The 23918-nt window shown below is 71.7% G+C and carries 18 protein-coding genes; 13 read left to right on the top strand and 5 right to left on the bottom strand.

Going from position 1 to position 23918, the window contains the following annotated elements:
• Positions 1 to 3 precede the first annotated feature (3 nt).
• Positions 4 to 2295 carry a response regulator gene (locus IWH25_RS17755; RefSeq protein WP_203387086.1) on the top strand — a complete coding sequence of 764 codons (2292 nt, stop codon included), beginning with the start codon at positions 4 to 6 and terminating at the stop codon, positions 2293 to 2295.
• 22 nt (positions 2296 to 2317) lie between these two features.
• Here IWH25_RS17755 and IWH25_RS17750 read toward each other — a convergent pair whose 3' ends face one another.
• The 3 genes from IWH25_RS17750 to IWH25_RS17740 form a co-directional block, all read right to left on the bottom strand.
• A complete protein-coding gene (locus tag IWH25_RS17750) occupies positions 2318 to 2641 on the bottom strand; it encodes an STAS domain-containing protein (protein ID WP_203387085.1) in 324 nt (107 codons plus the stop codon).
• A gap of 189 nt (positions 2642 to 2830) precedes the next feature.
• Positions 2831 to 3448 (bottom strand): response regulator transcription factor, encoded by a 618-nt coding sequence (locus IWH25_RS17745; protein ID WP_203387084.1) that lies wholly within the window; start codon positions 3446 to 3448, stop codon positions 2831 to 2833.
• Positions 3445 to 6192, bottom strand: a complete 2748-nt coding sequence (locus tag IWH25_RS17740; protein ID WP_203387083.1) for a PAS domain S-box protein — start codon at positions 6190 to 6192, stop codon at positions 3445 to 3447. The genes IWH25_RS17745 and IWH25_RS17740 overlap by 4 nt, the downstream gene beginning before the upstream one ends.
• A 259-nt stretch (positions 6193 to 6451) precedes the next feature.
• Between IWH25_RS17740 and IWH25_RS17735 the strand changes: the two genes are divergently transcribed.
• The 3 genes from IWH25_RS17735 (at position 6452) to IWH25_RS17725 (ending at position 11610) form a co-directional block, all read left to right on the top strand.
• Positions 6452 to 7624, top strand: coding sequence for an efflux RND transporter periplasmic adaptor subunit (locus tag IWH25_RS17735; protein WP_203387082.1), 1173 nt, complete (start codon positions 6452 to 6454; stop codon positions 7622 to 7624).
• Positions 7621 to 10710: an efflux RND transporter permease subunit gene (locus IWH25_RS17730; RefSeq protein ID WP_203387081.1), complete on the top strand. Its 3090-nt coding sequence runs from the start codon at positions 7621 to 7623 to the stop codon at positions 10708 to 10710. The genes IWH25_RS17735 and IWH25_RS17730 overlap by 4 nt, the downstream gene beginning before the upstream one ends.
• 72 nt (positions 10711 to 10782) lie before the next feature.
• Positions 10783 to 11610 carry a response regulator gene (locus tag IWH25_RS17725; RefSeq protein ID WP_203387080.1) on the top strand — a complete coding sequence of 276 codons (828 nt, stop codon included), beginning with the start codon at positions 10783 to 10785 and terminating at the stop codon, positions 11608 to 11610.
• On the opposite strand, the gene IWH25_RS17720 is transcribed toward IWH25_RS17725, so the two are convergent.
• Positions 11588 to 12850, bottom strand: coding sequence for a TIGR03862 family flavoprotein (locus IWH25_RS17720; protein WP_203387079.1), 1263 nt, complete (start codon positions 12848 to 12850; stop codon positions 11588 to 11590). The genes IWH25_RS17725 and IWH25_RS17720 overlap by 23 nt on opposite strands.
• A gap of 71 nt (positions 12851 to 12921) precedes the next feature.
• Positions 12922 to 14016 (bottom strand): ABC transporter substrate-binding protein, encoded by a 1095-nt coding sequence (locus tag IWH25_RS17715; protein ID WP_203387078.1) that lies wholly within the window; start codon positions 14014 to 14016, stop codon positions 12922 to 12924.
• A gap of 409 nt (positions 14017 to 14425) precedes the next feature.
• Here IWH25_RS17715 and IWH25_RS17710 point away from each other — a divergent pair, with 409 nt between their 5' ends.
• The 9 genes from IWH25_RS17710 (at position 14426) to IWH25_RS17670 (ending at position 23912) form a co-directional block, all read left to right on the top strand.
• Positions 14426 to 15391, top strand: coding sequence for an ABC transporter substrate-binding protein (locus IWH25_RS17710; protein WP_203387077.1), 966 nt, complete (start codon positions 14426 to 14428; stop codon positions 15389 to 15391).
• A 7-nt stretch (positions 15392 to 15398) separates the two neighbouring features.
• The gene (locus IWH25_RS17705; RefSeq protein ID WP_203387076.1) at positions 15399 to 16217 is read left to right on the top strand and encodes an ABC transporter permease; all 819 of its coding nucleotides are present in this window, start codon (positions 15399 to 15401) and stop codon (positions 16215 to 16217) included.
• A 3-nt stretch (positions 16218 to 16220) separates the two neighbouring features.
• The gene (locus IWH25_RS17700; RefSeq protein ID WP_203387075.1) at positions 16221 to 17012 is read left to right on the top strand and encodes an ABC transporter ATP-binding protein; all 792 of its coding nucleotides are present in this window, start codon (positions 16221 to 16223) and stop codon (positions 17010 to 17012) included.
• A 34-nt stretch (positions 17013 to 17046) separates the two neighbouring features.
• Positions 17047 to 17508: a cache domain-containing protein gene (locus IWH25_RS17695; protein WP_203387074.1), complete on the top strand. Its 462-nt coding sequence runs from the start codon at positions 17047 to 17049 to the stop codon at positions 17506 to 17508.
• A 73-nt stretch (positions 17509 to 17581) separates the two neighbouring features.
• On the top strand, positions 17582 to 19219 hold the full coding sequence (locus IWH25_RS17690; protein ID WP_203387073.1) for a methyl-accepting chemotaxis protein: 1638 nt from the start codon (positions 17582 to 17584) through the stop codon (positions 19217 to 19219).
• Positions 19220 to 19248: 29 nt separating this feature from the next.
• Complete coding sequence (locus IWH25_RS17685; protein WP_203387072.1) at positions 19249 to 20373, top strand: ABC transporter substrate-binding protein; 1125 nt, start codon at positions 19249 to 19251, stop codon at positions 20371 to 20373.
• Between the two features lie 11 nt (positions 20374 to 20384).
• The gene (locus IWH25_RS17680; protein WP_238998951.1) at positions 20385 to 22223 is read left to right on the top strand and encodes a sensor histidine kinase; all 1839 of its coding nucleotides are present in this window, start codon (positions 20385 to 20387) and stop codon (positions 22221 to 22223) included.
• Positions 22211 to 22576 (top strand): 5-carboxymethyl-2-hydroxymuconate Delta-isomerase, encoded by a 366-nt coding sequence (locus tag IWH25_RS17675; RefSeq protein ID WP_203387071.1) that lies wholly within the window; start codon positions 22211 to 22213, stop codon positions 22574 to 22576. Before IWH25_RS17680 ends, IWH25_RS17675 begins: the two co-directional genes overlap by 13 nt.
• Entirely contained in the window at positions 22566 to 23912 is a 1347-nt protein-coding gene (locus IWH25_RS17670) for a sigma-54-dependent transcriptional regulator (protein ID WP_203387070.1), read from the top strand. Before IWH25_RS17675 ends, IWH25_RS17670 begins: the two co-directional genes overlap by 11 nt.
• Positions 23913 to 23918: the final 6 nt, after the last annotated feature.

Below are 23918 nucleotides of genomic sequence, written 5' to 3'. Positions count from 1 at the left end.
GCGATGGCCGCCGCTCCCCTCGCGCGCCTGTCGCTGTCGGCCCGTTTGCTGCTGACCACCTGCGTCGCGCTGGTCGCGGCCGGCGCGGCGCTGCTGCTGGTGCTGGCCCGGCAGGACGCGGCCTACGCCAACAGCGACCTGCGCTACGAGCTGGAGCAGGAGCTGGCGACGCTGCCGTCGTCGATCGCCGAGGAGGTCGTCCTCGGCGATTTCGCGGCCTTGCAGCAGGCGCTCGACCGGCAGGTGATGCGCGCGCTGGTGGCGCGGGTCGAATTCGTCGACGCCGGCGGCGCCCGCCTGTCGAGCATCGACCGGCCGCTGCCGCAGCGCGCGCCGGAGTGGTTCGTCGCGCTGTTCGGCTTCCGCGACGTCGCCGGCCGGGGCGCGGTCGAGGTCGGCGGCCGCGTCTATGGCGAACTCCTGCTGACGCTGACCGCGACGGCTGCGGCGAATCGCGCCTGGGGCCGGCTGCAGGCGCATGTCGGCATCCTCGTGCTGACGGTCGTGCTCAACGTGCTCGGACTGTGGCTGGTGCTGCGCGCCGGCCTGGTCCCGCTGCACCGGCTGGAGGCGGGGGCGGAGGCCTTTTCGCACGGGGCGCTGGCGACGCGCATCGCCGCCGACGGCCCGCCCGAGCTGCGCCGGCTGATCGCCGCCTTCAACCGCATGGCGGCGGCGATCGAGGCGGCGCAAGCCGACCTGCGCGATTCGGAGCAGCGCCTGCGGCTGGCGCTGGATGCCGCGGCGATGGCCGCCTGGCAGTGGGAGGCGGCGTCCGGCGAACTGCGCTGGGGCGAGGACCCGCAGTTCCTGCTCGGGCCGCGCCCCGCCGGCGGCTATCCGCCCTTCCCGCAACTGGTCGTGGCCGAGGACCGCGAGGCCTTCGTCGCCGTCGGCCACGCCGCGCTCGCCAGCGGCGAGGACTACGCGATCGAGTTCCGCATCCGCCGCACCGACGGCGAGATCCGCTGGCTGGCGGCACGCGGCCGCGTCGCGCGCGACGCCGGCGGGCGCATCAGCGGCATCCGCGGCGTGTCGATGGACGTCAGCGCGCGCAAGCAGGCCGAGGCGGACCTCGCCGCACACCGGCAGCGGCTCGAGGACCTGGTCGTCGAGCGCACGCACGACCTGATGTTGGCGAAGGAGGCTGCCGAACGCGCCAACCGGGCGAAGAGCACCTTCCTCGCCAACATGAGCCACGAGATTCGCACGCCGATGAACGCCGTGCTCGGCCTGACCCACCTGCTGCAGCGGCAGGATCCGACGCCGGCGCAGCGCGACAGGCTGGACAAGATCGCCGGCGCCGCCGGCCACCTGCTCGGCGTGCTCAACAACATCCTCGACCTGTCCAAGATCGAAGCCGGGCGGATGAACTTCGAGCGCCGCGAGTTCTCGCTGCGCGCGCTGATCGACAGCGTACGGGCGATCGTCGGCGAGCGCATCCAGGCCAAGGGACTGCTCTTCCAGGAGGACATCGGCAAGGTGCCCGACCGCCTGCTCGGCGACGCCACGCGGCTGTCGCAGGCGCTGCTCAACTACCTCGGCAACGCGGTCAAGTTCACCGAGCACGGCTGGGTCGCGGTGCGCGTGCGCACGGTCGAGGAGGACGCCGACACGGTCCTGCTGCGCTTCGAGGTCGAGGACACCGGCATCGGCATCGAGGCCGGCAAGCGGGCGGCGATCTTCGAGGATTTCGAACAGGCCGACACCTCGACCACCCGCGTCTTCGGAGGCACCGGGCTCGGCCTGTCGATCACCCGCCACTTCGCGCGGCTGATGGGCGGCGACGTCGGCGTCGACAGCGAACCCGGCGTCGGCAGCCGCTTCTGGTTCACGGTGCGCCTGGGCAAGGCGGCCGGCCCGGCGTCGGCGTTGCCCGCCGACGTCGTCGACGCCGAGGCCCGCCTGCGCGCCGGCTACGGCCATTGCAACATCCTGCTCGCCGAGGACGACCGCATCAACCAGGAAGTCGCGCTCGAACTGCTGCGCGACGCCGGCCTGCACGCCGACGTCGCCTGGGACGGACACGACGCGGTGGTGAAGGCCGCGGCCAATCACTACGACCTGGTGCTGATGGACATGCACATGCCGCTGATGGACGGCCTCGAGGCGACGCGCGCGCTGCGCCAACTGGCCGGCTACGCCGATACGCCGATCCTGGCGATGACCGCCAACGCCTTCAGCGACGACCGCCGGCGCTGCCTCGACGCCGGCATGAACGACCACATCGCCAAGCCGGTCGACCCCGACCGGCTCTACGGCGCGCTGCTGCGCTGGCTGCCGCGGGGGGTGTGAGGCGAGCTCGGGGCGGCGCGCGTCACGCGGCGCGCGCCCGCTCTTCCGGGGTGCCGCGCAGCCAGGTGCCGCGACTGGAGGTGAGCAGGCGCTTGCGCGCCTGGTCGACGATGGGCGATCCGGCGACAGTCTTCACCTTGTCGCCGCCGACAGTGGTCAGCAGCTGCAGCAGGTGCAAGCCGTGCAGGTCGATCTCGGTGATCCCGGAGAGGTCGAGCTCGAAGCGGGAATAGCGGCGCAGCGCGTCGATCACCCGGTCTTCGAGCTCGCGCGCGAACTGGAAGGTCAAGCGGCCATCGCAGACCACCCGACAGGCGTCGTTCTTGTCGATCAGCATAATGCTCATGGCGTCTCCGTCTCCTGTCGTTGTTGTTTCCGTCGCCGCCGGCGGCCGGAACCTTCCGCGCTCCGGCCCGTTCCAGCCGGTTCTGGCCGCGGCACTGACCAGGCGGAAAGCATTTTCCGCCCATGTTAAGAGTCTTGCTAGGACAGGGGAATACGCGCGAGCACGTATGCCGGACCGCGGCGCGGCAGCTCAGCTGCGCAGGCTGCAGTCGTCGGCGATGCGGGCGAGCTCCAGCACCGAACCGGCGCCGGTCTTGTGCATCACGCGCGCCCGGTGGATCTCCACCGTGCGGTGGCTGATGCCGAGTCGGCGCGCGATTTCCTTGTTGGACAGGCCTCCGACGGCGAGCAGCATCACTTCGCGTTCGCGCTCGGTGAGGCTCGCGACGCGTGCCTCCGCCGTCTGATTGGCTTCGGCGCGCAGGCTCAGCTGCTCGCTCTCGCCCATCGCGCGGCGAACGCTGTCGACGAGTGCAAGGGCGGTCACCGGCTTGGTCAGGAAGTCGACGGCGCCGGCGCGGATCGCGCGCACACTCATCGGGATGTCGCCGTGGCCGGTGAGGAAGACGATCGGCACGGCGATGCCGCGCCGGGCCATTTCCGCCTGCAGCTGCAGCCCGTCCATCCCCGGCATGCGCACGTCAACCACTGCGCAACGCCGCGGCGCCGGGCGGCAGGCGGCGAGGAAGGCCTCGGCGCTGTCGAAGCTCTCGACCGCCAATTCCTCCTGTTCGAGCAGCAGCGTCAACGAATCACGAACGGCGGCGTCGTCGTCGACCACGTAAATGAGAGCATCGTCGTTGCTCATGAGGCGAAAGGTAGCGTGAAGTGGAAGGTCGCGCCCGGGCCGGCGTCGGGGTCGGCCCACAGCTGGCCGCCGTGCGCTTCGATCAGCGCCCGGCTGATCGCCAGGCCGAGCCCGATGCCGTGCTGCTTGGTGGTGAAGAAGGGCTCGAAGATGCGGTGCGCCATCTCCGTGTCGAGGCCGGGCCCGCTGTCCTGCACGGTCACGTGCGCCATGCTCTGGCCGGCGAGGGTACGGACGCGGATGGTGATCGCCGCGGTCGGCACGCCGGCGCCGCGCATCGCCTCGACGCCGTTGTGCAGCAGGTTGACCAGCACCTTCTGCAGCTGCAGCCGGTTGGCGACGACCGCCGGCAGCCCCGGCTGCAGGTCGAGTACCGCGCGGAAGCCGCCGTAGCCGCTTTCCTCGGCGATTGCCAGCGCATCCTGCACCAGCTCGTTGAGGTTGACCGCGTCAGGGGTCGCCTCGCCCTTGTGCAGGAAATCGAGCAGCTCGTGTACCGTCCGCCCGGCCCGCTGCGCCTGGTCGATGGCGCCTTCGAGCGCGCGCGTCAGCTTCTCCGGGTGGCGGTTGCCGCCGCGCAGCATGCGCAGCGCCGCCTCGCTGTAGGCGGAGATCGAGACCAGCGGCTGGTTCAGTTCGTGCGCGATGGCGGCGGCGGTCTGCGCCGCGACCTGCTGGTTGATCAGCAGCTCCATTTCGCTGCGCCGTTCCTGCAGCTCCCTTTCCAGCCGCTTGCGCAGCGAGATGTCGGTCACGGTGCCGACGAAGCGGACGGCGCGTCCGCCTTCGAAGAAGGCCTGGCCGTTGGCGGCGACGTGGCGGACGCTGCCGTCGGCGGCGTTGATCACGCGGTATTCGACGCTGTACTGGCCGCTGCCGCTGGCGTTCAGCGCGCGGTCGATGGCGGCCAGCGTGGCGGCGCGATCGTCGGGATGGACGCCGGCGAGGAAGGTGCCGAAGCTGACCGGCTCGTCGGCGCCGACCCCCCAGATCTCCCTTGTCCGCTCGTCCCAGGCGAGGAGATCGTTGACCACGTCGCGGTCGAAAATGCCGAGGCCGGCGGCGGTCTTCGCCAGGCGCAGGCGGTCCTCGCTGATGCGCAGCTCGGTCATCGCCCGCTTGAGCTCGGTGATGTCGGCCTTGACTGCGACGTAGTGGGTGACGGTCCCGTCCTCGCGGCGCAGCGGCGCGATCGTCGCCGACTCGTGGTAATCGCTGCCGTCGCGGCGCCGGTTGACGAATTCTCCGCTCCAGATCCTGCCGGCGAGCAGCGTCTCCCACAGCGCCGCGTAAGTCGCGCGCGGCGTCCTTCCGGACATGAGGATGCGCGGATTCTGCCCGCGCACCTCGTCGGCGCCGTAGCCGGAGGCGGCGCAGAAGGCCGGATTGACGTACTCGATGCGGCCGTCGAGGTCGGTGATGACGATGCTGGCCGGGCTCTGTTCGACCGCCAGCGACAGCTTGCGCAACTGCTCCTCAGCGCGCTTCCTTTCGCTGATGTTCTCGATCAGCGCGACGAACTCGCCGGGGGCTGGCCGGTAAGCGGCGAAAGCGAACCAGCGGTCGCGGGCGGCGAAATAATGCTCCCAGTGCACCGGCTCGCCGGTCGTCGCGACGCGGCCGAAGGTCTCCAGCGAGATCCGGTTGTCGCGCGCGTAGCCGGGAACCAGCTCGCTGATGCGGCGTCCGACGACGTCCTGCGGCAGCCCCGAGACCTTGCCGAACGCCGGGTTGACGGCGAGGTATTCGTAATCGACGGGAACCCCGTTGCGATAGATCATGCGACAGTGGGCGAGGCCGTGCATCATGTTCTCGAACAGCGATCCATAGCGGGTTTCACTCGACCGCAGCCGGGCGGTGACTCGTGCGCGCTCGGCGATGATCAGCGCCAGCGCGGTGCCGACCGTGGCCAGGATCATCGTGTATGCCCAGAAGTTGGTCAGCCCGGTGCGCGCCAGGTCGTCGCCGAAATAGCCGATGCCGCTCGCGGCGCCGGTCAGCGCCTGCAGCGTCGCTGTCAGCACGATCAGCAGCACGCCGTGCACGCCCAGCCGCACGGCGCCCCAGACCACGATCAGGTACAGCCAGTAGCCGCGGTTGATGAGTCCGAAGACCTCGCTGAACCAGTCGAGGAAGACGACCTGGCCGAGCAGGAAGGAGAGGCCGAGCACCCCCGCCGCTTCCGGCGTGGTCCATGCGCCGTATTGCGGCAGCCGCCGCCAAATAAGCACGAGCGGTGTGATGACGATGATTCCCAGCGCGTCGCCCATCCACCAGTGCGCGAACTCGCCGGTGGCGCCGGCGGCGGCGATCTTGCCGGCGAGGAGCAGCGTGCCGATGCCGATCACCGCGCTGGCGAGCGGGCTCAGCGCGCCGCCCAGCCAGCACAGCCGGAAATAGTCGCGGGACGTGCGCAGTGCGGCATCGAAGCTGTCGTCGCGCAGGAGCAGCCAGCGGGCGAGCAGCGGCGTGGCCACGTCCCCGATAGCGACGATCGCTGCAACGGTCGGCGACTGGCCCGTCCACACCTGGCCGGCGATGCTGCCCAGGTAGATCGCCGGCCAGTAGCGGCGGCCGCCGATCAGCAGCGCCGCCAGCGCCACGCCGGCGCCGGGCCAGAAAACGGTAACCAGGCCGTTCGCCGAATGGAAGGTGAGGGCGATCTTCGCCAGCAGCGCGTAGATGACTGCCGTGATGCCCAGCCAGGGCAGGTCGGCCCAGCGGTAGGTCCAGACGGCTCTCATGGTCGCGGGGAGGGACGGCGCGCCCGGGGCGCGGGAGCGGCCACCCTAAGGGATCGCCGTCGGGGCGTCAATGCGGTCGACATAAGGGCAAGCACGTATGGACGGCGAACCTTTTCCGCCGCGGCGCGGTCTGTTCCGTCCGGTGTGTGCCCCCGCCGGCGGCGGGGGCGGCCGTGCCGAGGTACAATGGCATCCGATTTACTGACCGGTCGGTCATTAGTGAACGCAACCTGATCCCGCCGAATTCCGAAGGAAGACCATGCAGAAATCCCTGCGCCGCCATGGGGTGGCCATCGTCTCCGTGCTCGCCCTGGGCGGCCTCGCCTATCTCGCCTACAACGCCTACCGCGCACCGGCCGGCGCCGCCGCGCCGGCTGCCGGCAACGCCGCGGCGGCCAAGCCGGGCGCCGGCGCGCCGCCGGCCGGCGGCTTCCCGACCGCGGTCGAGCTGACCCGAGTCGCCCGCGTGTCGCTGGTGATCGACGCCACCGCGGTCGGCTCGCTGCGCTCGAACGAGTCGGTGACGCTGCGCCCGGAGACCGCCGGCCGCATCGCCGCGATCAACTTCAAGGACGGCGTGCCGGTCGGCAAGGGCGCCGTGCTGGTCGCCCTCGACGACGCGACGCAGTCGGCCGAGCTGGCGCAGGCGCGCGCCAATCTCGAACTGGCGAAGGCGACCTTCAAGCGCAACGAGGAGCTGTTCGCGAAGAAGTTCATCAGCAGCCAGGCGCTCGACAGCGCCGCGGCGACGCTGCGCGTGCAGCAGGCGGCGCTGGCGCTGGCCGAGGCGAAGCAGGCGAAGACGCAGATCCGCGCGCCGTTCTCCGGCGTCGTCGGCATCCGCAACGTCAGCGTCGGCGACTACGTCAAGGAAGGGCAGGACCTGATCAACCTCGAGGACATGCGCACGCTGAAGGTCGACTTCCGGCTGCCGGAGGCGATGCTGCCGCGGCTCAAGGTCGGCCAGCCGGTCGAGGTGGTCTCCGACGCGCTGCCCGGCGAGCGCTTCACCGCGACGCTGGCCGCGATCGACCCGCTGGTCGACGCCAACGGCCGCGCCATCGCCTGCCGCGCCCGCCTCGACAACGCCGGCGGCCAGCTGCGCCCGGGCATGTTCGTGCGCACGCGGCTGATCTTCGAGGCGCGCGACGATGCGCTGATGATCCCCGAGCAGGCGCTGGTCGCCGACCCGCAGCAGGCCTTCGTGTTCACCGTCGTCGACGGCAAGGCGAAGAAGGTGCCGGTGAAGACCGGGCTGCGCCGCGGTGCGCAGGTCGAGGTCGTCGAGGGGCTCAAGGAAGGCGACGTGGTCGTCGCCGCCGGCCAGTTGAAGCTGCGCGACGGCGCGCCGGTGCGCGACGCGGCGGCGCCGCCGCCGGGCACGCCGGCACCGGCTGCCAAGCCTGAAACCCCGGCCAAGGCCGCGTCATGAAAATCTCCGATATCTGCATCCGGCGGCCGGTCTTCGCCACCGTCCTCTCGCTGACGGTGATGCTGATCGGCCTCGTTTCCTACACCCGCCTGCCGGTGCGCGAATACCCGAAGATCGACGAGCCGGTGGTCACCGTCGACACCACCTACCGCGGCGCCTCGGCCGAGATCATCGAGTCGCGCGTGACCAAGCCGCTCGAGGATTCGCTCGCCGGCATCGAGGGCGTCGACGTGATCACCTCGATCTCGCGCCAGGAGAACTCGCAGATCACCGTCCGCTTCAAGCTCGAACGCAACCCCGATTCGGCCGCCTCCGATGTGCGCGACCGCGTCTCGCGCGTGCGCAACAAGCTGCCGACCGACATCGACGAGCCGGTGATCGCCAAGGTCGAGGCCGACGCCAACCCGATCATCTGGATCGCGTTCTCGTCCGACGTGCATTCGGCGCTGCAGGTCACCGACGTCGCCAACCGCATCGTCAAGCCGCGCTTCCAGACGCTGCCCGGCGCCGCCGACGTGCGTATCTTCGGCGAACGCAAGTTCGCGATGCGCATCTGGCTCGACCGCGAGCGGCTGGCCGCCTACGCGCTGACCCCGGCCGACGTCGAGGACGCGCTGCGCCGGCAGAACGTCGAGGTCCCGGCCGGGCGCATCGAGAGCCAGAGCCGCGAGTTCTCGGTGGTCGCGCAGACCGACCTGGCGCAGCCCGACCAGTTCGCCGCGATCATCGTCAAGCAGGCCGCCGACGGCCGCGGCAACAGCTACCCGGTGCGCATCGCCGACCTCGGCCGCGTCGAGATCGGCGCCGCCTCCGAGCGCAGCACGGTGCGCTTCAACGGCCGGCCGGCGGTCGCCCTCGGCGTCGTCAAGCAGGCCACCGCCAACCCGCTCGAACTCTCCAAGGCGCTGCGCGCCGAGCTGCCGAAGGTCACCGCCGAGCTGCCGCAGGGGATGACGGTGAACATCGCCTACGACTCGTCGGTGTTCATCGACCGCTCGATCGACGCGGTGTTCAAGACCATCGGCGAAGCGATCCTGCTGGTGTTGGCGATCATCTTCTTCTTCCTCAGGAATGTGCGCGCGACGCTGATCCCGCTGGTGACGATCCCGGTCTCGCTGATCGGCGCCTTTGCGCTGATGTTCATGTTCGGCTTCACCATCAACACGCTGACGCTGCTGGCGCTGGTGCTGGCGATCGGCCTCGTCGTCGACGACGCGATCGTCGTGCTGGAGAACATCTTCCGCCACATCGAGGACGGCATGCCGCGCCTGCAGGCGGCGCTGCAGGGGGCGAAGGAGATCGGCTTCGCGGTGGTGGCGATGACGATCACGCTGGCTGCCGTCTACGCGCCGGTGGCGTTCATGACCGGGCGCACCGGCAAGCTCTTCGTCGAGTTCGCGCTGACGCTGGCCGGCGCCGTGCTCGTCTCCGGCTTCGTCGCCCTCACCCTGTCGCCGATGATGTGCTCGCTGCTCTTGAAGCACGAGGAGAAGCACGGCCGCGCCTTCGTCGCCGTCGAGAACTTCCTGAACGCGCTGACCGCAGGCTACCAGCGCGTGCTCGCCGCGTCGCTGAACCGGCGCTGGATCGTCATGCTCGGCTTCGTCGTCGTCGCCGTCGCCAGCGTCTTCCTGCTCAAGGTGTTGAAGTCGGAGCTGGCGCCGGTCGAGGACCGCGGCATCATCCTCGGCGTCTTCGTCGGCCCGGAGGGGGCGACGCTCGACTACTCCGACAAGTACGCGCGCCAGCTCGAAGGCATCTACAGCAAGACCGCCGACGTCGAGCGCTACTTCGTCGTCTCCGGCAACCCGACGGTGAGCCAGGGCATCTCCTTCGTCGGCCTCGCCGACTGGAAGGAACGCACGCGCAACTCGCTCGCCGTGGTCAAGGAACTGTTCCCGAAGTTCGCGGGCATCCCCGGCGTGCTCGCCTTCCCGGTGACGCCGCCCTCGCTCGGGCAGAGTCCGCGCGAGCGGCCGATCAACTTCGTGATCGTGACCTCGGCGTCCTACGCCGAACTGCAGGGCATCACCGGCAAGATCCTCGCCGAGGTGGCGAAGAATCCGGGGATCACCAACGTCGACACCGACCTGAAGCTGAACAAGCCGGAGCTCGCGGTCGCGCTCAACCGCGACAAGGCGTCCGACACCGGCGTCCAGGTCGAGGCCGTCGGCCGCACGCTGGAGACGATGCTCGGTGGCCGCCAGGTGACGCGCTACAAGCAGGACGGCGAACAGTACGACGTGATCGTCCAGGTCGCCCCGGACGACCGCCGCCGCCCCGACGACATCGGCGACATCTACGTGCGCGGCAAGAACGGCGCGATGATCCCGCTCGCCAACCTGGTCGACGTCGACGAGCGGGTCAGTCCGCGCGAGCTGAACCACTTCGGCCAGCGCCGCGCGGTGACGATCACCGCCAACCTGGCGCCGGGCTACACCATGGGCGAGGCGCTGAAGTTCATGGAGGCGGCCGCGGCGCGCGCGCTGCCGGCCGGCTACGCCGTCGACTACGCCGGCCAGTCGCGCGAGTTCAAGGCCTCGTCGGCGTCGCTGGCGCTGACCTTCGTGCTCGCGCTGGCCTTCATCTACCTGGTGCTGGCGGCGCAGTTCGAGAGCTTCCGCGACCCCTTCATCATCATGCTCACCGTGCCGCTGTCGATGACCGGCGCGCTCCTCGCGCTGTGGCTCTCGGGCGGCACGCTCAACGTCTACAGCCAGATCGGCCTGGTCACGCTGGTCGGCCTGATCACCAAGCACGGCATCCTGATCGTCGAGTTCGCCAACCAGCTGCAGGAGAAGGGGCTGGCGATCAAGGCGGCGGTGGTCGACGCCGCGGTGCTGCGCCTGCGCCCGATCCTGATGACCACCGGCGCCATGGTGCTCGGCGCGGTGCCGCTGGCGCTCGCCACCGGCGCCGGCGCCGAGTCGCGCCAGCAGATCGGCTGGGTGATCGTCGGCGGCCTCTTGCTCGGCACCTTCTTCACGCTGTTCGTGGTGCCGACGGTGTATAGCCTGCTCGCCAGCAAGGTGAGCGCCGGCGAGGCCGGCGAGGGCGACGGCGAGCACCGGGCCGTCGCCGCCTGACCCGACCGGGGCGCCCCGCCGGCGCCCCTTTCGCGGTATCGTGTGCGCTCCGCCCGCGACCGAGTTTTTTCCGTGAACATCCTGATCGTCGACGACGACAAGGGCATCGCCAAGGTGCTCACCGCGCTCTGCACCAGCGCCGGCCACCAGGTCGTCGGCACGCTCGCCGACGGCGCCGCGCTCGAGGAGCGGCTGCGCGAGCTGCGCCCGGACCTCGTCTGCCTCGACTACCAGCTGCCCGGCCGCGACGGGCTGGCGCTGCTGCAGGCGGTGCATGCCGTATCGCCGGCGATCGACGTCGTCTTCATGACCGGCTCGCAGGAGGCCGACATCGAGCAGCGCGCCGCCGACGCCGGCGCCTCCGGCTTCGTGCGCAAGCCGTTCAGCCAGGCGCAGATCGTCGCCGAGCTGGCCGCCATCGCCGAGGCACGGGCGCGCGCCGCGGCCGCCGACGACGAGGGGCCGGCCGCGGACCTGCCGCCGCCGGCCGCCGACGCCGCAGCTGTTGCGCCGACGCCGGTCGAAGCCGCCGCCGTCGACCGCGGCACCGTGGTCGTCGCCGACGACAGCGCCGCCGTCCGCCTGATGCTGAAGGGCCTGCTCGACAACTGCGGGCTGCGCGTGCTGAAGACGGTCGGCAACGGCGCCGAGGCGATCCAGGCGGTGCGCAGCCTGCGCCCGGGGATCGTCTGCCTCGACGTCAACATGCCGGTGATGGGCGGCCTCGAGGCGCTGCCGCTGATCCGCGAGCTGAGCCCGGAGACGGCGGTGGTGATGGTCACCGGCTGCGCCGACCGTGCCTTCGTCGCCAAGGCGGCGAAGCTCGGCGCCCGCGGCTACATCCTGAAGCCGCTGCGCCCGGCCTACATCGAAGGCTTCATGCGCCGGCTGCGGGCGTAGCCGGCGCCCCGCGCAGCCAGGCCAGCGCCCCGGCGCCGGCGGCGCGGCCGCTGGCGAAGCAGGCGGTGAGTAGGTAGCCGCCGGTCGGCGCCTCCCAGTCGAGCATCTCGCCGGCGCAGAAGACGCCCGGCCGCCGCCGCAGCATCAGCTGCGCATCCAGTTCCTCGAAGCGGACGCCGCCGGCGCTGCTGATCGCCTCGTCGAGCGGCCGCGGCGCAGTGAGCCGCAGCGGCAGCGCCTTGATCGCCGCCGCCAGCCGCGGCGGCGTGTTGAACGCGTCGCGGCCGAGCACCTCGCGCAGCAGGCCGGCCTTCACCCCCTTCAGCCCGATCCGGCTCTGCAGGTGGCTGGCCAGCGAACGCGCGCCGCGCGGGCGGGCGATCTCGGCGGCGAGGCGCTCCTCGCGCCAGTCCGGCAGCAGGTCCAGCGTCAGCGTCGCCTCGCCGTCGCGCTCGATCGCGTCGCGCAGCATCGCCGACAGCGCATAGACCAGGCTGCCCTCGACGCCGCTCGCGGTGACCACGAATTCGCCGGCGCGCCGGCTGCCGTCCGGCTGCAGCGCGGCGACCGTCTTCACTGGCGCGCCGGCGAAGCGCTCGGCGAAATGTGCGCTCCAGCCGCCGACATCGAAGCCGCAGTTGGCCGGCCTGAGCGGCGCCACCGCGATCCCCTGCGCGGCGAGCAGCGGCAGCCAGGCGCCGTCGGAGCCGAGCCGCGCCCAGCTGCCGCCGCCGAGCGCGAGCACGGTGGCGTCGGCCGCCCGCGTTAGTTCGCCCGCCGGCGTCGCGAAGCGCAGCGCGCCGTTCGCGTCCCAGCCGAGCCAGCGGTGGCGCGGGTGGAAGCGCACGCCGGCGGCGCGCAGCCGGTGCAGCCAGGCGCGCAACAGCGGCGCCGCCTTCATGTCGGTGGGGAAGACGCGGCCGGAGCTGCCGACGAAGGTGGCGATGCCGAGGCCGTGGATCCAGTCGCGCAGGTCGTCCGGACCGAAGGCCGCGAGCAGCGGCGCGATCTCGGCGCGGCGCTCGCCGTAGCGGGCGAGGAAGCGCTCCGGCGGCTCGGCGTGCGTGATGTTCATGCCGCCCTTGCCGGCGAGCAGGAACTTGCGCGCCACCGACGGCATCGCGTCGTAGACGTCGACGGCGGCGCCGGCGGCGGCGAGGACTTCCGCCGCCATCAGTCCGGCCGGGCCGCCGCCGATGACGGCGGCGCTGCGGTGGGGGAGGGGGCGGGGATCGTTCATGACGGGGTCGGCGGTTCAGAGAGGACGCGCACTGTAGCGCCGATCGGCGGCGTCGGCCAGCGCCGGCGGCGCTATTCGACGAGCACGAAGCGGCCGTCGCGGACGACGGTGATGAAGGCCTTGCGCGTGGTGTCGCCGTAGCGGTCGAAGTTGATCCCCTGCTGCACGCCGGCGAAGGGGCCGTAGTCGAGCAGCGCGGTCTTCACCGGCGTCGTCGGCTTCGCCCGCCACAGCCCGTCGAGCACCGCCTTCGTCGCGTCGTAGGCGGCGACCGCGGCGAAGCCGGGCGGCTGGCCGAAGCGTGCCTCGTAGGCGCTGCGGAAGCGGCGGTATTCCGGCGAGCGGTCCTCGCGGTCGAACTGCTGCGGCAGGTAGACGCCCTCCGCAGCGGGGCCGGCGTCGGCGACCAGCTGCTCGGTCGCCGCCCATTCGGCGGCGATCAGCGTCAGCGCGCCGTCGATCTGCCGCGCCGCCTGTACCAGGCGTGCGGTGTCGGCGGCGCCGGCGACGAAGAGCAGTGCCTCCGGGCGCACTTCGAGCAGCTGCCGGATCAGCGCCTCGGGGTCGGCGCCGTCGGCGAAGGGCAGCTCGCCGACCATGTCGCCGCCGAGGCCGGCGAAGGTGTTGCGGAAGTCGGTCAGCCAGCTCTTCGTGTAGGCCAGGTTGCGGCTGTCGTAGAGCGCCGCGATGCGGCGCACGCCGCCCTTCGAGTAGTGGTAGCGGGCGCTCAGCTCGGCATAGCCGCGGGTGTCGCTGGTGACGCGCAGGAACATGTCGTCCTTGCCCGAGAGTTCGGTGGTCGACGCCGTCGGGCTGATCACCGGTACGCCGCCGGCGGCCGCCAGCACCGGCGCCGCCTGCGCGCTGGTCATCGGCCCGATGATCGCCGCCACGCCTGCCGCCGCCAGTTCCGCGGCGGCCTGCCGGGCCTTCTCCGGATCGTTGCCGTCGTCCTTCACCAGCGCCTCGACATGGCGGCCCTGCACGCCGCCGCTGGCGTTCATCTGCTCGACCGCGAACAGGAAGCCGTTGCGGCCGGCGGTGCCGAGGTCGGCAACGCGGCCGCTGAGGTCGCCGATGAAGCCGAGGCGGAGCGGTTCGCTCGGGCCGCAGCCGGCGAGGAAGAAGCCGCCGCAGGCAGCGAGGGCGAGGAGGCGTCGGCGCATGCGGGCTCCGCTCAGGCGTACCCCAAGGGTACTTCTGCGTAATGCGCAGGGCGCTTTACGAAGGCGGCGCGGGCCGGCGTGCCGGCCGGCGGACGTGGCCGCAGCTGTCTGCTCTGTCGCTTCATTTTCGCTCCCCGCAAGGTTGTTCTGACTGCCGGACGGCGTGACCCCGTCCAATCAACTATAACAACCGCCCCGGGGCGGCGGTAGGGGGCAGGTTTGCGGATTTCCGCACGCGCCGCGCGGCGGTGTGCGGGAATCCGCAAGCCGGGAGCTGGCGCCGGCGCCATCTGCCGCCGCTGTTCTCCTTGCAAATCATCGGCTTGCCGGTGCCGGAGACGGCGGGCACGGGTCCTGCAATGCACTTGCCTGCAGTACGCATCGACCCACCCCGACTGGAGGAGACACCATGAACCGGAAATCGCTCATCGCCGCCGCGCTCGCCGCGGCCTCGTTCGCCGCGCACGCAGAAGACGTCGTGCGCCTCGGCAACCTCAAATTCGCCCACTACGGCGCGGTTTCGTACATGAAGGAGCTGTGCGCCAAATACGACCTCAAGGTCGAGGAACGGATGTTCCCGAAGGGGCCGGACATCATGCCGGCGATCGTCGCCGGCGAGATCGACATCGCCGCGCTGGCCTCCGACGGCGCCATCTCGGGGCGCGCCAACGGCGTGCCGATCTACACCGTCGCCGGCTTCGCCAAGGGCGGCGCGCGCATCGTCGCCGGCACCGACACCGGCATCCGCAACATGGCGGACCTGAAGGGCAAGAAGGTCGGCGTCACCCGCGGCGGCGCGCACGAACTGCTGCTCTACGCCGAGCTGGAGAAGGCCGGCCTCTCCTGGTCGGACAAGCCGGGCAAGGACGTGCACATCGTCTTCCTCGCCTTCGCCGACCTCAACCAGGCGCTGTTCACCAAGCAGATCGACGCCATGTGCCAGTCCGAGCCGCAGTCCTCGCAGGCGCTCAACAAGAAGTTCGGGGTCGAGGTGATGAAGCCCTACAGCACCGCGATGGGCGAGCCCTACCGCCTGCTGGTGATGACCGAGAAGATGTACAGGGAGAAGCCGGCGGTGGCGCAGCGGCTGATGAAGTGCTTCGTCGAATCGACCGCACTGTTCAACAAGGAGCCGGCGCTGGCCGAGAAGTACGTGCGCGAGCAGATGTTCAAAGGCCAGATCACGGCGCAGGACTTCCGTGACGCAATGGACAACGCCGACTACACCTACGACGTCAGCTACCAGCACATCGACATCACCACCGACTTCATGCAGAAGTACGGCGTCGGCCGCATGGCGAAGCCGCCGAAGGCCGAGGAGTGGGTCAAGCTCGACCTGCTGCAGAAGGCGAAGAGCGAACTGAAGGTGATGTGAGGCGATCATGACAGGCAAACTGAAATCCTTCGTCCACGGCGCGCTGGTGCCGCTGGTCGTCCTCCTCGTCTGGGAAGCCTGCGCGCGCGCCGGCTTCGTCTCGCCGGTGGTGATGCCGGCGCCGACCGCGGTCGCCGCCAAGTGGTGGGCCTCGCTGCTGCCGGCCGCGGCGCACGACGCCGCGGCGCAGGGCTGGCTGGCCTGGGCGCTGTCCGGCGAGATGCTGCACGACGCCGTCGCCAGCCTCTACCGCGTGATCGTCGGCTTCGTCGTCGGCGCCGGCCTGGCGCTGCCGATGGGGCTGCTGATGGGCGCCAACCCGCGGCTGTATGCGCTGTTCAACCCGCTCATCCAGGTGCTGCGGCCGATCCCGCCGATCGCCTACATCCCGCTGGCGATCCTGTGGTTCGGGCTGGGCAATCCGCCGTCGGTGTTCCTGATCGCGATCGGCGCCTACTTCCCGGTGCTGATGAACACCATCGCCGGCGTCCGCCACGTCGACGGCATCTACCTGCGCGCGGCACGGAACCTCGGCGTCAGCCAGTGGACGATGTTCCTGCGCGTGATCCTGCCGGCGGCGACGCCGTACATCCTCGCCGGCGTGCGCATCGGCATCGGCACCGCCTTCATCGTCGTCATCGTCTCCGAGATGATCGCGGTGAACGACGGGCTCGGCTTCCGCATCCTCGAGGCGCGCGAGTTCATGTGGTCGGACAAGATCATCGCCGGCATGATCACCATCGGCCTCCTGGGCCTCTTCATCGACACCGCCGTCTCCCGCCTGAACAACCATCTGCTGCGCTGGCACCGCGGCCTGGAGCACTGAACCATGAGCCAGATCGTCGTCAATAACGTCCAGAAGGTCTTCCGTACCGCCGAGCGCGACGTGGTGGCGCTGAAGGACATCAACCTCGAAGTGCAGGCGGGCGAGTTCGTCTGCCTGCTCGGGCCGTCGGGCTGCGGCAAGTCGACGCTGCTGAACGCCGTCGCCGGCTTCTCGCTGCCCTCGTCCGGCGCGATCACCGTCGACGGCCGCAGGATCGCCGCGCCGGGGCCGGACCGCGGCATGGTCTTCCAGGAGTACGCGCTGTTCCCGTGGATGACCGTGGCGCAGAACATCGCCTTCGGCCTCGAAGTGCAGGGCAAGGCGAAGGGCGAGGTCGCCGCCAAGATCGACCAGCTGCTGGAGATGCTGCACCTGAAGGACTTCCGCGACCGCTTCCCGAAGGACCTCTCCGGCGGCATGCGCCAGCGCGTCGCGATCGCCCGCGTGCTCGCGCTCGACTCGCCGATCATGCTGATGGACGAGCCCTTCGGCGCGCTCGACGCGCTCACCCGGCGCAACCTGCAGGACGAGCTGTTGCGCATCTGGGCCGAGTTCGGCAAGACCGTGCTCTTCGTCACGCACTCGATCGAGGAGTCGATCTACCTCGCCGACCGCATCGTCGTCATGACCTACCGGCCGGGAACGATCAAGCGCGACCACGTCGTCGACATGCCGCGCCCGCGCGACCCGGCCTCGGCCGAGTTCAACGAGCTGAAGCGCGAGCTCGGCCGGCTGGTGATGGAGGAGCAGCAGCGCCACGCCGCCGACGAGATGAAGCTGGCCGCGGTCGACTGAAACCGCGCCGCACCCCGACCCCAAGGAGACAATCATGAACCTGTTCGCACGCCCGGCGGCGCTGGTCTGCGCCGCCCTCATCGCCGCTGCGCCTGTCCCCGTGCAGGCCGCCGAGCCGACCCGGGACGACGCCGTCGCGCTGGTCAAGAAGGCCGCCGCCGCCTACAAGGCCGCCGGCAAGGACAAGCTGCTGGCCGAGGTCGGCACCGAGAACGGCCCGTACCACAAGGGCGAGCTGTACGTCTTCGCCTACGACCTCAGCGGCGTCATCGTCGCCCACCCGGTGAATCCGAAGCTGGTCGGCAAGAACACCTACGAGGTGCCCGACGTCGACGGCAAGTTCTATCGCAAGGAGATCATCGACAACGCCCGCGCCGGCAAGTCCGGCTGGGTCGACTACAAGTACAAGAACCCGGCCAGCGGCAAGGTCGAGCACAAGGTCGCCTACTACGAGCCGATCGGCGAGATCGTCGCCGTCGCCGGCATCTACAAGTAAGGGCGAAGCCCGCAACACCGGACGCCGCAGCGGCCCGCAGAAGGCCGCACGGCGCCCCGCGGAGGAGAATGGCATGCGTTTCCTGGACCGGCTCCGGCTGGGGGCCAAGCTCGCCCTGGCCCCCGTCATCACCGTCGCCCTGCTGCTCGCGGTGGCGACCGTTTCCTACCTCGGCCTGCGCGAGCAGCAACAGGCGATCGCCCACCTCAGCCAGGTGCGCTTCGAGCACTTCAAGGCCGCCGGCGGCGGCGTCGGCCTGCTCGACGCCTCGCTGCGCGACGTCTATCGCCTGCTCGCCTGGGTCACCAGCAACTTCCCGGCCGAGCGCGTCGACCGCCTCGGCAAGGATATCCGCGCCGGCCTCGACGCGCTCGACGCGACGCTCGCGCAGCTCGCCGAACGCCCGGCGCTGGCCGCCGCGGAGCGGCAGCAGCTCGACGCGGCGCGGGCGGCGGCGCGCGGCTACCGGCAGGCGGTGCTCGACGTCGTCGACGTGGCGGCGGACGACGTCGCCTTCGCCGCCACCTACCTGGGCAAGGCCGAGGCCGGCTACGCCGCGATGCACGGCCCGCTCTCCGCGCTCGCCGCGCTCGAGGAGCGCTTGAGCCGCGAGGCCAACGACGCGGCGGCAGCGAACACCGCGGCGACGGTGCAGATCATCGCCGGCGTCGTGCCGCTGGCGATCGCCATCGCGCTCGCCGTCAGCTTCCTGGTGCGCGCCCGCATCCTGCGCCAGGTGACGGCGATCCAGCGCGCGGCGGAAGCCTGGCGGCAGGGCGAGCTCGGCCACCGCGCGGCGGTCGCCGCCGGCGACGAGATCGGCGCGGCGGCGAGCGCCTGCAACGAGGTGATCGACCGCTTCCGCGACGTCGCCCGCCGCGTCACCGACGATGCCGGTCGCGTCGCCGAGGCGGCGCAGGCGCTGGCGGCGGGCGCCGCGCGCGTCGCCGACGGCTCGTGCCGGCAGTCGGAAGTCGCGGCGACGGCGGCGGCGACCGTCGGCGGCATGAGCAGCGGCGTCGCCTCGATCGCCGACACCGCCGAGCGCGTGCACCGCATGGCCGCCGAGAGCGCTGCCGCGGCGGCCGCCGCCGACGCCACGCTGCGCCAGGTGCTCGGCCAGACCGGCCGCGTCAAGGACGCCTTCGACGAGATCGCGCAGGCGGTGCGCCAGTTCGTCGAGGCCACCGGCACCATCGTGCACATGACCTCGGAGGTGAAGGACCTCGCCGAGCAGACCAACCTGCTGGCGTTGAACGCGGCGATCGAGGCGGCGCGCGCCGGCGAGCAGGGGCGCGGCTTCGCGGTCGTCGCCGACGAGGTGAGGAAGCTCGCCGAGCGCTCGGCGCAGGCGGCGAGCCGCATCGACGAGACGACGCGCGCGCTGGGCGAGCGCTCGCGCGCGGTCGAGCAGTGCCTGGCGCACGGCACCGAGTCGCTGGCGAGCAGCGAGGCGCACTGCGGCGACCTCGACCGCAGCTTCGCCGACATCCACGGCCGCGTCGGCGAGGCGGCCGCAGGCGTCACCGCGATTGCGGCGGCGATCCGCGAGCAGCGCGGCGGCTCGGCGCGCGTCGCCGACGACATCCGCCACATCGCGCGCATGGCGCAGGACAACGACGTCGCCAGCGGCAGCGCGGCGCAGGCGGCGGAGGCGCTCGACGGGCTGGCACAGGGCCTGCGCGTCGCCGTCGCCGCCTTCCGCGTCTGAGCCCTTCCCGCAACCCCCGGAGCCCGGCCATGAACAAACTGCGTCTGTCGACACTCGTCTGCTGTCTCGTCCTTGCCAGCGCGCCGGGGACGGCGCGCGAACTGACCGTGGTGCAGGTGGCGCCGCTGTCGGGGCCGCTCGCCGCCACCGGCCGCGACTTGATGCTCGGCGCCCGCGCCTGCCTGGAGGAGGTCAACCGCCAGGGCGGCGCCGGCGGCCACACGCTGCGCCTGCTGACGCGCGACGACGGCTACCGCGCCGACGAAACGGTGCGCCAGGCGCGCGAGGCGCTCTCGCGCGAGCAGCCGATCGCCTTCCTCGGCCTCGTCGGCACCGGCAACCTGCAGGCGCTGCAGCAGGACGGCCTGCTCGCCGCCGCCGGCATCCCGCTGGTCGGCGTGCGTACCGGCGCGCGTTCGTTGCGCGTGCCGGGGAGCCCGCTCGTCTTTCACCTGCGCGCGAGCTACGATGACGAAACCGCACAGATCGTCGACACCGCCACCACCATGGGCCTGCAGCGCTTCGCCGTGTTCTACCAGAACGACCCCTTCGGGCGCGAGGGGCTGGCCGGCGTCGAGGCGGCGCTGGCGCGGCACGGCCTGCAGCCGGCCGCGCTCGCCAGCTACGAGAAGAACAGCACCGAGGTCGGCGCCGCCGCCGCGACGCTCGCGCGCGTCGACCCGCAGGGCGTGATCATGATCTCCAACACGCTGGCCAGCGCCGCTTTCGTCAAGGCGATGCGCGGCGCCGGCTACGCCGGGCAGCTGATGGGCGTCAGCGTCAACGACGCGGCGCAGATCGTCGACCGCATCGGCGTCGCCGCGGCGCGCGGGCTGGTGCTGGCGCAGGTGCTGCCCAGCCCCGGCCGGCGCGAGATCCCGCTGGTACGCGGCGCCGCGCGGGCGCTGGCGGCGGCCGGCGAGACGCGCCTCTCCTACACCATGCTCGAAGGCTGCCTGTACGCGCGCACGCTCGCCGAGGGCGTGCGCCGCGCCGGCCGCGCGCCGGACCGTGCCGCCCTCGTCGCCGCGCTGGAGACGCTGCGCGGCTGGGACGCCGGCGGCATCAGCGTCGATTTCTCCGGCGGCCGCCGCGAGGGTAGCCGCTTCGTCGACCTCAGCATCGTCGGCCGCGACGGCCAGCTGCTGCACTGAGCCCGCCGACGATGACCCTGATGCCCCCGGCGAGCGCGCTGCGCTTCTCCTTCTCGCGCACCGACCTGCGCCGCATCGGGCTGGCGCTGGCCGGCTGCGTCGTCGTCGGCGTCCTCGTCTACTTCGTCGCCTTCGCGCTGAGCCTGGAGGCGCAACGCACGCTGGCGCGGCAGCGCCTCAACTTCTACGCGCTGTCGCTGGAGGCGACGCTGACCCGCTACGAATCGCTGCCCGGGCTGCTGGTGCTCGAGCGCGACCTCGCGGCGCTGCTCGCCAGTCCGTCCGATGCGGCGCGGCGGGCGGCGGCGAACCGCTACCTGGAGACGGTGCAGGGCGAGGCCGGCGTCGCCGCCGCCTACCTGATCGACCGCGACGGCAACACGTTGGCGGCGAGCAACTGGTACCTGCCGCAGAGCTTCGTCGGCCAGAACTACGCCTTCCGGCCCTATTTCCGCGAGGCGCTGGCCGGCCGGCTGGGCCGCTTCTACGCGGTCGGTGCGACCACCGGCGAGCCCGGCTACTTCCTCGCCGCGCCGGTGCGCCTGGGTGGCCAGGTGCGCGGCGTCGTCGCCGTCAAGGTCGGGCTGGAGGCCTTCGAGCAGGCGCTGGCGAAGAGCGGTGACACGGTGATGCTGGCCGACGCCGCCGGCATCGTCTTCCTCTCCTCGCTGCCCGACTGGCGCTACCGGGCGCTCGCGCCGCTCGACGCGGAAACGCGCGCGCGGCTGGTCGAGCAGCGGCAGTACGGCAGCCATCCGCTGTCGCCGCTGGCGCCGGGCAGCGACCTGCGCCGCAGCGGCGGCGGGCCGGTGCCGCTGGCGCTGCCCGACGGGCGGCAGAACGAGCGCCTGGTGCAGGCGCAGCCGGTCGGCCATCTCGGCTGGTCGCTGGTGCTGCTGTCGGATCCGGCGGAAGCGCGCGTCACGGCGCTGGTCGCCGGCGTCGCCGCCGGCTTCGCGAGCGCCTTCGCCGCCGCCGTCGCCGCACACCTGCGCCTGCGCCGGCGGCGCGAGGAGGAGCGCCGGCGCGCGCACCACGAGCTGGAGGCGCGCATCGCCGAGCGCACCGCCGACCTGTCGGCGAAGGTCGCCGAGCTCGAACGCACCGAGGCGATCCTGCGCCGCACCCGCGATGCCGCGGTGCAGACCGGCAAGCTCGCCGTGCTCGGCCAGATGTCGGCTGGCATGAGCCACGAGCTGAACCAGCCGCTCGCCGCGCTGCATACCTTCTCCGACAACGCCGTCGCGCTGCTCGACCTCGGCCGCCTCGGCGAGGTGCGCGAGAACCTGCAGACGATCAGCCAGCTCACCGGCCGCCTCGGGACCATCGTCACCCAGCTCAAGTCGTTCGCGCGCAAGGCGCCGGAGGCGCTGGGGCCGGTGCCGGTGGACAACGCGCTGGCCAACGCGCTGCTGATCGTCGAGCCGCGTCGGCGCGAGCTCGGCGCGACGATCGACGGCAGCGCCGTGCGCAGCGGACGCTACGTCGTCGCCGAGGCGGTGCGCCTCGAGCAGGTGCTGGTCAACCTGCTGCGCAACGGGCTCGACGCGGTCTCCGGCCACGACGAGCCGCGCCTCGAGCTGCGCGTCGCCGAGGAGGGCGGGCGCGTACGCATCGCGGTGCGCGACAATGGCCCCGGGATTCCGGCCGACGCGCTGCCGCACCTGTTCGAACCCTTCTACACCACCAAGCCGGCCGGCGAAGGTCTGGGCCTCGGGCTGGCGATCTCGCTGGCCATCGTCGAGGGCTTCGGCGGCCGGCTGGAAGCGAAGAACCTCGACGGCAGCGGCGCCGAATTCGCGCTGCTGCTCGACTCGACTGCCTGCGGAGACGCCCCATGCCTCATCTGACCCTCGAATACACCGACAACCTCGCCCCCCATCTGGCGCCCGACATACTGCCGCGGCTGAACCGTGCGCTCCTCGCCTCCAGCCTGTTCGCCGAGAGCGACCTGAAGAGCCGCGCGCTGCTCCTCGACCAGTGGTGCGTCGGCGTCGAGGCGGCGCCGCGCGCCTTCGCCCATGTCCGCGTCGCGCTGCTCTCCGGGCGGCCGCCCGGCGCCAAGCGGGCGCTCGCCGAGGCGGTGCTGGCGGCGCTCGCCGACGCCTGCGCGCCGCCGCCGGGGGCCGAGCTGCAGCTGTCGGTCGAGATCGTCGACATCGACGCCGCCAGCTACGCCAAGGAGGTGCGCAATGGCCGCTGAGTCCGCCGGCTACGGCCGGCTGCCGGTCTTCCTGGTCGAGGACGACCCCGACGTGCGCCGCGGCTGCGAGCAGACGCTGGCCATTGCCGGCCTGCCGGTGCGCGCCTTCGCCGACGCCGAAGGTGCGCTCGCCGCGTTCGCCCGCGAGCTGCCCGGCGTCGTCGTCAGCGACGTGCGCCTGCCCGGCCGCGACGGACTGGCGCTGCTGCGCGAGCTGCGCCAGCGCGACCGCGAGCTGCCGGTGGTGCTGGTCACCGGCCACGGCGACGTGGCGATGGCGGTGCAGGCGATGCGCGAGGGCGCGCACGACTTCATCGAGAAGCCGTTCGCCGCCGAGCGCCTGACCAAGGTCGTGCAGCAGGCGCTGGAGAAGCGCGCGCTGCTGCTGGAGAACCGCCGCCTGCGCGAGCGCCTGGACGAGCACGGCGAGGTGCCGGTGATCGGCCAGTCGCCGGGCATGGTCGCGGTGCGCCGGCTGATCGCCGCGCTGGCGGCGACCGACGTCGACATCCTGATCAACGGCGAGACCGGTTGCGGCAAGGAGGTCGTCGCCCGCGCCATCCACGCTGCCAGCGGCCGCCGCGGGCCCTTCGTCGCGATCAACTGCGCGGCGCTGCCGGAGAGCGTGTTCGAGAGCGAGATGTTCGGCCACGAGGCCGGCGCCTTCACCGGCGCCGGCAAGCGGCGCATCGGCAAGGTCGAGTACGCCAGCGGCGGCACGCTGTTCCTCGACGAGATCGAGAGCATGCCGCTCGCCTTGCAGGCGAAGCTCCTGCGCGTGCTGCAGGAGCGCGTCGTCGAGCGCCTCGGCGGCAACGCCGCGGTGCCGGTCGACTGCCGCGTGCTGGCGGCGACCAAGGAGAACCTCGCCGAGCTGTCGGCGGCCGGCCGCTTCCGCGCCGACCTCTACTACCGGCTGAACGTCGCCAGCCTCGACCTGCCGCCGCTGCGCGAGCGCAAGGAGGACCTGCCGCTGCTGATGGGCTACTTCCTGCACCAGGCGGCGCAGCGCTACGGCCGGCCGGCGCCGGAGTGGGGCGCCGCCGACCTGCTGCGCTGGCAGGCCCACGACTGGCCAGGCAACGTGCGCGAGCTGAAGAACGTCGCCGACCGCCTCTGCCTGGGCCTGCCCGACGGCTTCGCGCAAGCCGCCGGCGAGGCCTCGCCGGCGCTCGCCGCGCAGGTCGAGCGCGCCGAGCGGTCAATCATCGAGAACGCGCTGCAGCAGTGCGCCGGCAACGTCGCGCGCGCGGCGGACCTGTTGCAGCTGCCGAAGAAGACGCTGTACGACAAGCTGGCGCGGCACGGCATCGCCGCCGACGCGTTCCGCCGCTGAGCGGCG

Source organism: Azospira restricta (genome assembly GCF_016858125.1).
Classification (GTDB): Bacteria; Pseudomonadota; Gammaproteobacteria; order Burkholderiales; family Rhodocyclaceae; genus Proximibacter; species Proximibacter restrictus.
The sequence above is the reverse complement of the archived record's forward strand: the minus strand, read 5'-3'. Positions and strand labels throughout refer to the sequence as shown.